The following is a 12,659-nucleotide window of genomic DNA, read 5'->3' as shown; positions in this document are numbered from 1 at the left end:
CCACAAAGCTCGGCTGTCCCGTCTGCTTAACCGCCATCGCTACCCTCCAAGGCTTTGCCCGAGGGAATCACAATTGACGAATTACGCAACAGGCCCCTTGTGGGAGAAGGTGGCGCGAAGCGCCGGACGAGGGGTCTCTTTCCACGTACGCGAAAGAGAATGACGCGCGGAGAGATACCCCTCACCCGTCTCGCCGCTGTCGCGGCGAGCCACCCTCTCCCGCAAGGAGAGAGGGAAAAGCGGCGCCCGCTATTCACATCTCCACCCCTCGACGAACCCACCCCCACGGCTTACCTGTGATGCCGTGCCGCCCCGCATCCTCAAAATCCCGGCCGAGCCGGCCACGCTGCTGCCCGACCGCTTCCAGGCGTGGTTCGCGGCCCGCGGCTGGTCGCCGCGTGAGCATCAGCTCGCGCTGCTGGACAAGGCGCGCGAGGATCGTTCCGCACTGCTGATCGCGCCCACCGGCGCGGGCAAGACGCTGGCGGGATTTTTGCCGACGCTGGTGGAGCTCTCGACGCAGCCGGTCGAGCGGGACGGAAGGGCGAAGCAAAGCCTCGTCTCCACCGGCCGCGATGTTCGCCGCAGCGATGGCCTGCACACGCTCTACATCTCGCCGCTGAAAGCGCTCGCCGTCGATATCGCCCGCAATCTCGAGCGGCCGATTGCGGAGATGGGGCTGCCGATCAAGGTCGAGACCCGCACCGGCGACACGCCGGTGTCGCGGCGGCAGCGCCAGCGGCGCTATCCGCCCGATATCCTGCTGACGACGCCTGAGCAGGTCGCGCTGCTGCTCTCCTCCGACGACGCGCCGTTCCTGTTCTCCTCGCTGAAACGCATCGTGCTCGACGAGCTCCACGCGCTGGTGACGTCCAAGCGCGGCGATCTGCTTTCGCTGGGTCTGGCGCGGCTCTGGCGGCTGGCGCCGCAGCTGCGCGCGATCGGCCTGTCGGCAACCGTGGCCGAGCCGGACCAGCTTGCGCGCTTCCTGGTGCCGCAGCCGGGCGGGAAGGAGGCGGCCGCCGACATCGTCGTCGCCGGCGGTGCCGCGCCGCCGCTGGTCGAGATGCTGGATACAAGCGAGCGCCTGCCCTGGGCCGGCCACAGCGCGCGGCACGCGCTTCCCGAAATCTACGAGCTGATCAAGGCCAACAAGACCACGCTCGTCTTCGTCAACACCCGCAGCCAGGCCGAGATGCTGTTCCAGAATCTCTGGAGCATGAACGACGACAACCTCGCGATCGCGCTGCATCACGGCTCGCTCGACGTCGCCCAGCGCCGCAAGGTCGAGGACGCGATGTCGGCGGGCAGACTGCGCGGCGTGGTCTGCACCTCCTCGCTCGACCTCGGCGTCGACTGGGGCGATGTCGATCTCGTCGTCAATATCGGCGCGCCCAAGGGCGCCTCGCGCCTGATGCAGCGGATCGGCCGCGCCAATCACCGTCTCGACGAGGCCTCGCGCGCGGTGCTGGTGCCGGCCAATCGCTTCGAGGTGCTGGAGTGCCGCGTCGCCATCGATGCCATCGCCGAGAATGCGCAGGACACGCCGCCGCTGCGCGTCGGGGCGCTCGACGTGCTCGCCCAGCACGTGCTCGGCTGCGCCTGCGGCGAGCCGTTTCTTTCTGACGAACTCTACGCTGAGGTCCGCACTGCGGCGCCCTACGCTGATCTTACGCGCCGGGATTTCGACGACGTCGTCGATTTCGTCGCCTCCGGCGGCTACGCGCTGAAGACCTATGAGCGCTTCGCCCGCATCAAGCAGGACAAGGAAGGGCGCTGGCGCGTCGCCAATCCAAAGGTGCGGCAGAGCTACCGGATGAATGTCGGCACCATCGTCGAGGACGACATGTTGAAGGTGCGCCTGGTGCGTTCGCGCGGCGGCGGGCAAGGAAAAGCAGGCGGCTCGACGGGGGTGATCGCGCGTGGAGGCAGGCTGCTCGGCGAGATCGAGGAAGCCTTCATCGAGGGCCTGAGCCCGGGCGACACCTTCGTGTTCAGCGGCGAGGTGGTGCGCTACGAAACCCTCGTCGAGGACCAGGTCTACGTCTCGCGCGCCAATGACAAGGATCCGAAAGTGCCGTCCTATATGGGCGGCAAGTTTCCGCTCTCGACCTATCTCGCCGAACGTGTGCGGCGGCTGCTCGACGACGGGCGTGCGTGGAACGGCTTGCCCGAGCAGGTGCGTGACTGGCTGTCGCTGCAAAAGGACGTATCGCGCGTGCCGGCGGTGCGCGAACTGCTGGTCGAGAGTTTTCCGCGTGCCAACAAGCATTACCTCGTCTGCTATCCCTTCGAGGGGCGCCTCGCGCATCAGACGCTCGGCATGCTGCTGACGCGCCGGCTCGAGCGCGCCCGCGCCCGGCCGCTCGGTTTCGTCGCCAACGAGTATGCGATCGCGGTCTGGACCCTCGGCGACATGTCCTTCATGATCCGGGACGGCAGGATCGACCTGAATGCGCTGTTCGATCCCGACATGCTCGGCGACGACCTCGAAGCCTGGCTTGCCGAATCCGCCTTGATGAAGCGTACGTTCCGGAACTGCGCGATCATCTCCGGCCTGATCGCGCGCCGCCATACCGGCGAGGAGAAGAGCCGCCGTCAGGTGCTGTTCTCGACTGATCTCGTCTACGACGTCCTGCGCAAGCATCAGGCCGACCACGTGCTCTTGCGCGCCGCCCGGGCCGACGCCGCCACCGGCCTGCTCGATCTGCGCCGCCTCGGCGACATGCTCGCCCGCATCCACGGCCGCATCACGCATCGGGAACTCGACCATGTCTCCCCGCTCGCCGTCCCCGTGATGCTGGAAATCGGCCGCGAGTCAGTCTATGGCGAAGCTGGTGACGAGCTCCTGGCGGAAGCCGCCGACGAGCTGGTCAAAGAGGCGATGGGATAAGAGCAGGTTCGGACGTGAAGTTGGGCGCGCTGGTTTCAGGGGATGTGGAAGACATGCGCGTTTCCAGAGTCACCATCAGTGATGTGACCTTCGCAGCCGATCTCTCCGGCGCGCTGTTCTGGGAAGAGCAGCGTCTGCTCGTCGTTTCCGACCTGCATCTGGAAAAAGGGTCCAGCTTCGCGACGCGCGGCGTGCTGCTGCCGCCTTATGATACGCTCGCAACCCTCAGCCGTCTCGCCGCCGTCGTCACGCGCCACGACCCTCGTGTGATCATCGCGCTCGGAGACAGTTTTCACGACCGGACCGCGCATGAGCGGTTGTCGTCCGACGATCGCGATGCTGTCGCTGCGCTCCAGACCGGCCGCGACTGGATCTGGATCTCGGGCAATCACGATCCGATGCTGCCGCGCGATCTGGGCGGGACCGTCGCCGACGAAGTCGCGATCGGCCCGATCACCTTCCGCCATGAGCCGACCGGTGCGCGCGGCGAGATCGCCGGCCATCTGCATCCGAAGGCGCGCGTCTCCGCACGCGGCCGCTCGATGGAACGCCGCTGCTTCGCCAGTGACGGGATGCGCGCCGTGATGCCGGCCTTCGGTGCCTATGCCGGCGGTCTCAGCATCCGCGATGCCGCGTTCGCAAAGATCTTTCCCAGCAATGGCTTTGTCGCCCATCTGCTCGGAGACCGCCGCGTCCACGCCATTGCGGCCTCGCGCTGTTATTGAGGTTCCGGCCTCGTGCGAACCGGATCCATCGGGCCGGTCAACGGAAAATAGGACAGGATTACGTCCAGTACTTATCCGGAATCGCCTAAGTCCATAGGTACCTCTAACTTGCCTATTGCCGGGGCTGGATTTCATCCCGAACACGATTGCAACCGGCAAAGGGGTCGCTGAGAGGCGACCCCTTTCGATTCCGCCAGTCGGACTTCACCCTCTGCGTCGGAACAAATTAAGAACACTTTAGTAAGTCTTTGATATATCATTGTGATTCGGCGCGTTGCCGACACAATATCTAGCGTCTGTCAGACTTTGCGAGGACTACATGTCCACCATCGCCTTCGATCAATTTGCCCTCACCCGGATCGCCGATTTCGCGCGCTCGCTGTCGCGGCTGCATCAGGCGGCGCGGCGCTATGCGGTCGATGACGACCAGTTCGACCGCGAGTTCAACGCGGTGTGCCAGTCGATCTGGGGCTACACCATCGACGACGTCAGCGACGATCTGTTCTCGGTCGAGGATCATCTGTTCCTCGACACGCTGGACGAAGCGCATGCGCGCATCTTCGCAGCCGAGCAGGGTTACGACCTCATCGGCGAGGCGGGCATGCTCACCGACTGGTGGGGCTTCTGCTGGATGATCCTGGCCGAGAAGCGCGGCCTGCTGACTCAGGAAAACCGCGCCGCCGCGCGCGCGGCGATCGAGGAAAAATATCTGGCGGCGCCGAACGTGATCGGGGTGATCATCGGCAGGTGACGGTCTCCTGCCCCCGACGTAACGCAGCGCTTCTTCAGCGTCGCGTCATTTCATGCCGCGCCGCGTCCGGGACACGAGACTGAACTAATCCAGCCCCGCCCGCTTCGCCGGCTTCTGTGCAGGGGTCTTCGGCACCGTCACGTCAGGCAGCGCCTCGCGCACGATCTCGACTGAGGCCGGCGCATCTGCCGCGACCGTCTCCGCGCGCACCGGGGCCACCTTCATCTCGCCGAGCCGCGCGCGAACCTGCGCGGTGAGGCCGGGGTAGGAGGCAACCGGCGTGAAGTCCGCGGCTTGGTCATTGCCGACGCGGATGCCGGTATAGGCGACGAGGCCGTCGCTGGTCGCGATCACGTCGCCGGCTTTCAGCGAGGAATCCAGCGCGAGATCGACCGGGGCGAGGCCGACCGGCTCGCGGCCGTTGCAGGTGCAGTCGGCACGTAGCGCCTTGCGATAGGCGAACGCGTTTTCGCTGTCGGCGTAGCGCTCGCCGGTCTGCGAAGCGGCGCCGTCGATTGAAGAGCCGAAATAGACCTTTGTCGTGGTCGCAGGACAGAACGCCTGACACATCTGGGCGGGCGAGGCGAGGCCGCGCATCAGCGGAAAATATTTGCCGTCGCAGCTGCGCACGCAGAAAGCCGGGCCCGAGCCGCCGGCCGCCGCCGCGCGCGTTGGCGGTACATATTGCGGGTTTGCGGGATTCTGCTGGCTGGCAAAGGGATCGGCAAAGGAGTTCGACTGTTGCGGCACCTCACGCTGCGGCCGGGGCCGCTGCATTCCGCCGAAGAAGAAGTCGAACAGGCCTTCGGCCGAAGCCGGGGCTGGAGCCGCAAGCAGCGGGGCCGCCAGGGTTGCGGCCACTAGCGTCGCGCGACGCCGCCGCGCATGGGACAAGGCTGTACGCAATGCTCACTCCGACGCTACTGAACCGGCCGGAACCTTCCGAGGTCTCGGCACATGATTCACCATAGTGCTGGATGGTAAATGAGCAGTTGAGCGGAGGCGATTTCAAGTCGAGGCCGTGACCTCTTCAAGGCCGGGCACAGCTTCCGGCGGATGGTTGCTTCCGGGCAACGCCCGGGCATGGACGGCCAGGACTGCCCCCGGCCTTAAGCCTTCAAGAACTCCGACGCCTTGTACAGCGAGCGGAACGGCAGGCCGGCCGCGCCGAAGGTGTCGGTGGCGCCTTCCTCGCGGTCGACCATGGTCAGCACCAGCACCACTTCGGCGCCGGTCTCGCGCACGGATTCCACCGCCTTCATCGCCGAGCCGCCGGTGGTGGTTACGTCCTCGACGATCACGACGCGCTTGCCCTCGAGCGTCTCGCCCTTGGGCAGGCCTTCGATCGCGAGCTTCGCGCCGTGCTCCTTCGGCTTCTTGCGCACGAAGAACGCCGCGATCGGATGGCCCTTGATCCAGGAGATCTGCGCCAGCGCGCCGGCCAGCGGCACCGCGCCCATCTCAAGCCCGCCGATGAAATCGAGCTGGTCGTCCTTCAGCGCCTCATAGGTCAGCTCGGCGAGCAGGGTCGCGCCCTCGGGGTCGAGCATGGTCGGCTTGAGGTTGAAGTAGAAATCGCTCTTGCGGCCCGACGCGAGCGTGACGTCACCGCGGCCGAAGGAGCGCCGGCGGATGATTTCGAACAGGCGGGCGCGGGAGGCAGATTTCGACACGGCGGTCCCTCGGGGCTTTTTGGAGGTGGCGGAATTTATCCGCGACGGCCGCGACATTCCAGAGGGGACCGGTCGAGTCAACAGGGATCGGCCATCCCGGTCCGCCAGTTGTCGGGGTGCAACCTTCTGGAGTAGTTGGATGCCAGATATCTCGGGGAAGGAAATGCCTGAATGACCATCGAGCTGCACACCTGGAACACGCCGAACGGCCGCAAGATCTCGGTCGCATTGGAAGAAATGGGGCTGCCTTACAAGGTGGTGGCGGTGAACATCACCAAGGGCGAGCAGATGGCGCCGGGCTTCCTGAAGCTCAGCCCCAACAACAAGATCCCCGCGATCGTCGACCCCGAGGGGCCGGACGGCAAGCCCGTCAGCATCTTCGAGTCCGGCGCGATCCTGCTATATCTCGGCGAAAAGACCGGCAAATTCCTGCCGAAATCGCTCTCGGAGCGCATCCCCGTCTATGAATGGCTGATGTGGCAGATGGGCGGCTTCGGCCCGATGCCGGGCCAGGTGCACCATTTCATCGCGCTCGAGAACGAGCAGGATCGGGCCTATGGCCTGAAGCGCTACATGGCGGAGACGCGCCGGCTCTACGGCGTGCTGGACCGCCGGTTAGAGGCCCACGACTTCGTCGCCGGCGACCTCTCGGTTGCCGATTTTGCTATCCTGGGCTGGGCCTGGCGCCACCCTCGCCACAAGGTTGAGCTGGCCGATTTTCCCAACGTCAAGCGCTGGTATGAGGCGCTGATGGCGCGTCCCGCGGTGAAGCGGGGCATGGAGGCGAAGCTTGATTGATCTTCGCTTACCCTCCCCTGGAAGGGGAGGGTCGGCACGCGATCGAGCGAAGCGAGATTGCGTGACGGGGTGGGGTGAAGGTCTCTCCGCGTTGAACAGTGCTCGTGGGGAGAGATCACCCCGCCCCGCTACGCATTCCGCTTCGCTCTATGCGCAGCGACCCTCCCCCTCCAGGGGAGGGTAAGAAAGTTCACACCTTCTTCGCTTCCACCGCCATCCGCACCGCAAGCCCGGCCAGCACCGTGCCCATCAGCCAGCGTTGCACCAGCATCCAGCTCGGCCGGCTCGCCAGGAACAGCGCGATCGACCCGGCGGCAAGCGCGATCATCGCGTTGACGCTGACGCTGATCCCGATCTGGATCGCCCCCAACACCACCGACTGCGTCAGCACGCTGCCGGCGGTGGGATCGATGAACTGCGGCAGCAGCGCCAGATACAGCATCGCGATCTTCGGATTAAGCAGATTGGTGACAAAACCCATCGCGAACAATTTGCGCGGGCTGTCGATCGCGAGCTGCTTCACCTGGAACGGCGACCGTCCGCCCGGCTTCACCGCTTGCCAGGCCAGCCAAAGCAGATAGCCGGCGCCAGCAAAGCGCAGCGCGTCATAGGCAAAGGGAATGGCGAGCAAGAGCGCGGTGATGCCGAACGCCGCGCACAGCATGTAGAACACGAAGCCGAGCGCCACCCCGCCGAGCGAGACGATGCCCGCCGCCGGCCCCTGCGTGATCGAGCGCGAGATCAAATAGATCATGTTCGGCCCCGGCGTGAGCACGAGACCAAGACAGACGAGGGCGAAGCCGAGCAGGGCGGAGGTGTGGGGCATGGATGAACCGGTGTGGGAGACGGCACGGTTCTAATATGCGCCGCGCGGCGGAGCCATCGCGCAATTGCACGGAGGACAATTCGATCGGGTGCGGCGAACGCGGTGCGCTCCCTCGCCCCGTTCTTACGGGGAGAGGGTTGGGGTGAGGGGCCTCTCTCCGCGGATGAGATAGCGGTGAGACCTGTACCCCCTCACCCGGATCGCGCCGGACGATGCTTTGCATCGCCGGGGGGCGATCCGACCTCTCCCCGCAAGCGGGGAGAGGTAAGAAAGACATCAATGGGCCTCGTCCCAATTGTTCGCGGCGCGCGCATCGACATGCAGCGGCACCGACAGGTTCACGGCCGGGAACGGCGCGTCCTGCATCACGTGCTGCACCACCGGGAGCGTCGCCTCGACCTCCGCGTCGGGCACCTCGAAGATCAGTTCGTCGTGCACCTGGAGCAGCATCTGCGCCGTCAGCTTCTTCTGGACCAGGGCGTCCTCCATCCGCGTCATGGCGCGGCGGATTATGTCGGCGGCGGTGCCCTGGAGCCGCGCGTTGATCGCGGCGCGCTCGTTGAAGGCGCGCACCGAGGCGTTCGAAGCCTTGATGTCGGGATAGTACATCTTCCGGCCGAACAACGTGGTGACATAGCCGTTGCTCCGGCAGAAGTCGCGCGTCTCGTCCATGTAGGCGCGGATGCCGGGGAAGCGCTCGAAATACTTCTTGATGTAGGCGGAGGCTTCCTCGCGCGCGATGCCGAGCTGGTTGGCGAGGCCGAATGCCGAGATGCCGTAGATGATGCCGAAATTGATCGCCTTGGCACGGCGCCGGATTTCGCTCGGCATGCCCTCGATCGGCACGCCGAACATTTCGGAGGCCGTCATCGCGTGAATGTCGAGCCCGTCCTTGAACGCCTGCTTGAGGACGGGAATCTCGGCGATCTCGGCGAGCAGCCGCAGCTCGATCTGCGAATAGTCGGCGGAGACGAGCTTGTGCCCGGGTGTCGCAATGAAGGCGCGGCGGATCTTCCGGCCGTCCTCGGTGCGCACCGGGATGTTCTGCAGATTGGGCTCGTTCGACGACAGCCGGCCGGTCGTGGTCGCGGCCAGCGCGTAGGTGGTGTGGACGCGATGGGTCTGCGGGTTGACGTAAGTCGGCAGCGCGTCGGTGTAGGTCGATTTCAGTTTCGAGACCTGGCGCCACTCCAGGATCTTCTTCGGGAGGTCGTGGCCCTGCTCGGCAAGCTCATCGAGCACCTGCGCGGTCGTCGACCACGCGCCGGTCTTGGTCTTGGTGCCGCCGGACAGTCCCATCTTGCCGAACAGGATGTCGCCGATCTGCTTGGGGCTGCCGACGTTGACGGGCTCGCCCGCGATCTCCTGGATCTCGGCTTCGACGCGCGCCGCGGTCTGGGCGAAGTCGCCTGATAGCCGCGACAAGACCTGGCGGTCGATCGAGATGCCGCGCCGCTCCATGCGCGCGAGCACCGACACCAGCGGCCGCTCCAGCGTCTCGTAAACGGCGGTCATGTGCTCGGCGACGAGACGCGGCTTCAGCACGCGCCACACGCGCAAGGCCATGTCCGCGCCTTCCGCCGACAGCGGCGCGGCCTTGTCGATCGGCACCTGGTCGAAGGTGATCTTGCCCTTGCCGCTGCCGAGCAGCTCGCTCTCCTTCAGCATGGCGTGGCCGAACCAGCGCTCCGCGAGCGCTTCGATCGCGTGAGAGCCGCGGCCGGCATCGAGCACATAGGAGATCAGCTGCGCATCGTCGGCGTTGCGCAGCGTGATGCCGTGCTGCGCCAGCATCACGGCGGTGAATTTGACGTCGAAGCCGATCTTGAGAATGCCCGCCGATTCCAGCACCGGCCGCAGCGCCTCGATCGCGTCGGCATGCTTGACCTGGTCCGGCGCGAGACCCGCGTCGAACAGGCCGGCGCCGCCACCGGACTGCTTGTGCGCGAGCGGCACGTAGCAGGCTTCGTTCGGCGCCAGCGCCAGCGCGATGCCGCAGAGATCGGCCTGCATCGGATCGATGGAGTTGGCTCTCGTCTCGATCGCGACATGACCGGCGTCATGGATGCGCGCGATGAAGGTGTTGAGCTCTTTGAGCGTCTTGATCGCCTGGTATTTGCTGCGGTCGACCGGCAGCTTGCGCAGCGCCTCTTCGCGCGCGGCGGCCAGTGAAATCGGCGCGCCCTTGAGACCGGCCGACTTGTCGCCCTTGTCGCCGCCCGTTGCGGTCGCGGCTGGAGCGGCGAAAAGATCGCCGGAGGTCTCCGACGTTTTTGCCTTGGCGGCGTCGCCGCCGGCCCTGGCGCCGCTGCTGTTCGACGCATCGGCATCGACATTGGCGGGATCGATCTGCGAATAGTCGGCGACGCGGCGCGTCAGCGTGGAAAATTCCATCGCCTTCAGGAAGGCGATCAGCTTGCGCGCGTCGGGCTCGTGCACCGCGAGGTCGTCCAGCGGCACCTCGAGTTCGACCTTGTCGTCGAGCAGCACCAGCTTGCGCGAAATCCGCGCCTTCTCGGCATTCTCGATCAGCGCCTCGCGCCGCTTCGGCTGCTTGATCTCGGTGGCGCGGAACAGAAGCTGTTCGAGGTCGCCATATTCGATGATCAGCTGCGCGGCGGTCTTGATGCCGATGCCGGGCACGCCGGGCACGTTGTCGGTGGAATCGCCGGCCAGCGCCTGCACTTCGACGACTTTCTCCGGCGGCACGCCGAACTTCTCGATCACTTCGGGAATGCCGATGCGGCGATCCTTCATGGTGTCGTACATCATGATCTTGTCGTTCACGAGCTGCATCAAATCCTTGTCGGAGGACACGATGGTCGTGTGGGCGCCGCGATCGCTGGCCTGCCGCGCATAGGTCGCGATCAAATCGTCGGCCTCGAAGCCGCCCTGCTCCAGGCAGGGCAGATCGAAGGCGCGCACGGCTTCGCGGATCAGCGCGAATTGCGGAATGAGATCATCGGGCGCCGGCGGCCGGTGCGCCTTGTACTCGGGATAGATCTTGTTGCGGAAGGTGACTTCCGACTTGTCGAACACGATCGCCAGATGCGTCGGCCTGTTGTCCGCGGGCATGTCGCGCAACAGCTTCCACAGCATGTTGCAGAAGCCGAGCACGGCGTTGACCTGCAAGCCGTCGGATTTGCGGTTCAGCGGCGGCAGCGCGTGGTAGGCGCGGAAGATGTAGCCGGAACCGTCGACCAGGAAGATGTGGTCGCCCTTACCGGCCGCCTTCGCCGCGACTGGCGTGGCAGCAGGCTTGTCAGCAGCGGGTTTGGTGTCGGCTTTGGCGGCGGTCTTCGGGGAGGTCTTGGGCATGGCCGCAATGTATGAATTTTTGCGGGCTTTGACAGCCTTGAGAGGGGGATTTTTGGGCCGCTGGTGCCGCTATCCCCCACTGTCATTCCCTACATCCCCGCTGTCATTCCCCGCGAAAGCGGGGAATCCAGTACGCAGCGGCGTCTCGGCGTACTGGGTCGCCCGGTCGAGCCGGGCGACGACACCGAGAGCGCGGCTACTCCGCCGCCTGCAACACGGGGCCGGCCTTCTTCGGCGCGATCCAGAACGCCTGCGGCCGTTCAAACAGGAAACGGGCATTGAGCCGCATCGCGGCGTGCCAGATCGCGAGCGATCCGATCACGCCGACGATGGTGACGATCAGCGACACCGTGCCGATGTCGGCAATGATGCCGGTGCGCAGCAGCAGCGTTCGTGTCGCCGCCATCGGCAGGAAGAAGGCGAGGTAGATCACGATCGAATGCTCGCCGCAGAAACGGAAGACGTTCAACCACTGCGCGCGCGCAAGCAGCGTGCCCATCGTGATGATGGCGCAGGCGCCGGCGAAGCCGAGCACGAGCGAGACGATCTTCCATTCGCCGGCGCCGAATGCGACGAGGCCCGCATTGACCAGCGCCCAGGTCGCAAGCGCCGCCAGCGCAAGTGCGGGATGGTTGCGCGCGCGATCGGACAGCGCGAACACGTAAGGCGCGAACAGATATCCCGAAAAGAAATAGACGAAGCGCGCGCAGAATTCGTCGATCGCGGTCCAGCCGGTCGAGATGCGCGCCGTCTCCAGCGCGGCAGCGATGAGCCAGATCGCCAGCGGCGGGACTCGCCGTGTCAGTTTCGTGACGACGAAGAAGATCGGCAGCAGGTAGATGAACCAGAGCGTGCCGAACGGTTCGACGAAGGATTCCAGGTACAGCAGGCCGACCTCGCGCCAGCTCGTCTCCGCCGCAAATGCCGGTGCCTTGAAGCCGAACTGGATTGTCACCCAGACGACATAGAAATAGGCGAAATGCACCACCTTGCGGTCGAGATAGGTTCGCCAGTCCCGATCGATCACCAATGGCAGGAACAGGCCCGAAATCAGGAAGAAATCCGGCATCCGGAACGGCTTTGCGAAGGCCACGGCGACATGCATGAAACCGGTCTGGCCGGCGGCGATCTCCACCCCCAGCACCGAGTGCATCATCACGACCATGATGATGCAGATGCCCTTGGCATAGTCGACCCAGTCGACACGCGCGGGGGCCTTGGAAAGCCCGCTTCCGGCAATTGTGCCCGATAATGCCATGGTGTCCCGTTTCGAGGCGCGGTCCGCCCGGCTCTGTGCGGGCGTGGTGCAGTGTGAAGCCTTGCGGTTTAAGGTTTCTTTACCGGTACAATTCGCGTGCCGGTTTCTGCATCCGGGCTGTTCTCTCCCCTCGGGAAAATGCTAAACCGCTTGAGTTGGGGTTTCGTTAACCAAGCTGGAGCAGGGTTTTTCATGCGAATCGCGATGATCGGAACGGGCTATGTGGGACTGGTGTCCGGAGCCTGCTTTGCGGATTTCGGTCACGACGTCACCTGCGTCGACAAGGACGAGAAGAAGATCGCGGCGCTTCATCGCGGCGAGATTCCGATCTACGAGCCCGGCCTCGACGAGCTGGTCGCGACCAATGTGAAGGCCAAGCGGCTCGACTTCACCACCGATTTGTCGAAGCCGGTCGCG

10 protein-coding genes are annotated in these 12,659 nt (G+C 65.2%); 5 read left to right on the top strand and 5 right to left on the bottom strand.

Translation table 11 applies throughout. The features are described 5' to 3' along the window. Positions 1-304: 304 nt before the first annotated feature. The 3 genes from OWC48_RS45390 (at position 305) to OWC48_RS45380 (ending at position 4,369) form a co-directional block, all read left to right on the top strand. On the top strand, positions 305-2,893 hold the full coding sequence (locus tag OWC48_RS45390) for a ligase-associated DNA damage response DEXH box helicase (protein WP_282525840.1): 2,589 nt from the start codon (positions 305-307) through the stop codon (positions 2,891-2,893). A 53-nt stretch (positions 2,894-2,946) separates the two neighbouring features. Beyond that, the gene (pdeM, locus tag OWC48_RS45385) at positions 2,947-3,618 is read left to right on the top strand and encodes a ligase-associated DNA damage response endonuclease PdeM (protein ID WP_282525839.1); all 672 of its coding nucleotides are present in this window, start codon (positions 2,947-2,949) and stop codon (positions 3,616-3,618) included. 319 nt (positions 3,619-3,937) lie between these two features. Next, positions 3,938-4,369, top strand: coding sequence for a hypothetical protein (locus tag OWC48_RS45380; protein ID WP_028154160.1), 432 nt, complete (start codon positions 3,938-3,940; stop codon positions 4,367-4,369). Between the two features lie 84 nt (positions 4,370-4,453). Here OWC48_RS45380 and OWC48_RS45375 read toward each other — a convergent pair whose 3' ends face one another. Further along, complete coding sequence (locus OWC48_RS45375; RefSeq protein ID WP_282525838.1) at positions 4,454-5,275, bottom strand: DUF2865 domain-containing protein; 822 nt, start codon at positions 5,273-5,275, stop codon at positions 4,454-4,456. 203 nt (positions 5,276-5,478) lie between these two features. Then, on the bottom strand, positions 5,479-6,042 hold the full coding sequence (pyrE, locus tag OWC48_RS45370; protein ID WP_014491354.1) for an orotate phosphoribosyltransferase: 564 nt from the start codon (positions 6,040-6,042) through the stop codon (positions 5,479-5,481). Positions 6,043-6,213: 171 nt separating this feature from the next. On the opposite strand from pyrE, the gene OWC48_RS45365 reads away from it, so the two are divergent. Then, positions 6,214-6,840 (top strand): glutathione S-transferase family protein, encoded by a 627-nt coding sequence (locus tag OWC48_RS45365; protein WP_282525837.1) that lies wholly within the window; start codon positions 6,214-6,216, stop codon positions 6,838-6,840. Between the two features lie 190 nt (positions 6,841-7,030). Here the strand turns inward: OWC48_RS45365 and OWC48_RS45360 are convergent, their stop codons facing one another. The 3 genes from OWC48_RS45360 to OWC48_RS45350 all read right to left on the bottom strand — a co-directional run bounded on the left by OWC48_RS45360 (position 7,031) and on the right by OWC48_RS45350 (position 12,242). Next, a complete protein-coding gene (locus OWC48_RS45360; RefSeq protein WP_282525836.1) occupies positions 7,031-7,666 on the bottom strand; it encodes a LysE family translocator in 636 nt (211 codons plus the stop codon). A gap of 276 nt (positions 7,667-7,942) precedes the next feature. Continuing rightward, complete coding sequence (gene polA, locus OWC48_RS45355; RefSeq protein WP_282525835.1) at positions 7,943-10,984, bottom strand: DNA polymerase I; 3,042 nt, start codon at positions 10,982-10,984, stop codon at positions 7,943-7,945. Positions 10,985-11,180: 196 nt separating this feature from the next. Continuing rightward, on the bottom strand, positions 11,181-12,242 hold the full coding sequence (locus tag OWC48_RS45350) for an acyltransferase family protein (RefSeq protein WP_282525834.1): 1,062 nt from the start codon (positions 12,240-12,242) through the stop codon (positions 11,181-11,183). 192 nt (positions 12,243-12,434) lie between these two features. On the opposite strand from OWC48_RS45350, the gene OWC48_RS45345 reads away from it, so the two are divergent. Further along, the coding region (locus OWC48_RS45345; protein WP_368860695.1) for a 2-dehydropantoate 2-reductase N-terminal domain-containing protein at positions 12,435-12,659 on the top strand (225 nt) is incomplete at its 3' end.

The sequence above is a fragment of the Bradyrhizobium sp. Arg816 genome, assembly GCF_029989365.1.
Classification (GTDB): Bacteria; Pseudomonadota; Alphaproteobacteria; order Rhizobiales; family Xanthobacteraceae; genus Bradyrhizobium.
Note: the sequence above shows the minus strand (reverse complement) of the source record. Positions and strands in the feature narration are given on the sequence as shown.

Bases quoted from the DNA above. Each gene is read 5' to 3' on its own strand.
- pdeM (WP_282525839.1), top strand. From the start codon at position 2,947: ATGCGCGTTTCCAGAGTCACCATCAGTGATGTGACCTTCGCAGCCGAT.
- OWC48_RS45365 (WP_282525837.1), top strand. From the start codon at position 6,214: ATGACCATCGAGCTGCACACCTGGAACACGCCGAACGGCCGCAAGATC.
- polA (WP_282525835.1), bottom strand. From the start codon at position 10,984: ATGCCCAAGACCTCCCCGAAGACCGCCGCCAAAGCCGACACCAAACCC.
- OWC48_RS45360 (WP_282525836.1), bottom strand. From the start codon at position 7,666: ATGCCCCACACCTCCGCCCTGCTCGGCTTCGCCCTCGTCTGTCTTGGT.
- OWC48_RS45380 (WP_028154160.1), top strand. From the start codon at position 3,938: ATGTCCACCATCGCCTTCGATCAATTTGCCCTCACCCGGATCGCCGAT.
- OWC48_RS45350 (WP_282525834.1), bottom strand. From the start codon at position 12,242: ATGGCATTATCGGGCACAATTGCCGGAAGCGGGCTTTCCAAGGCCCCC.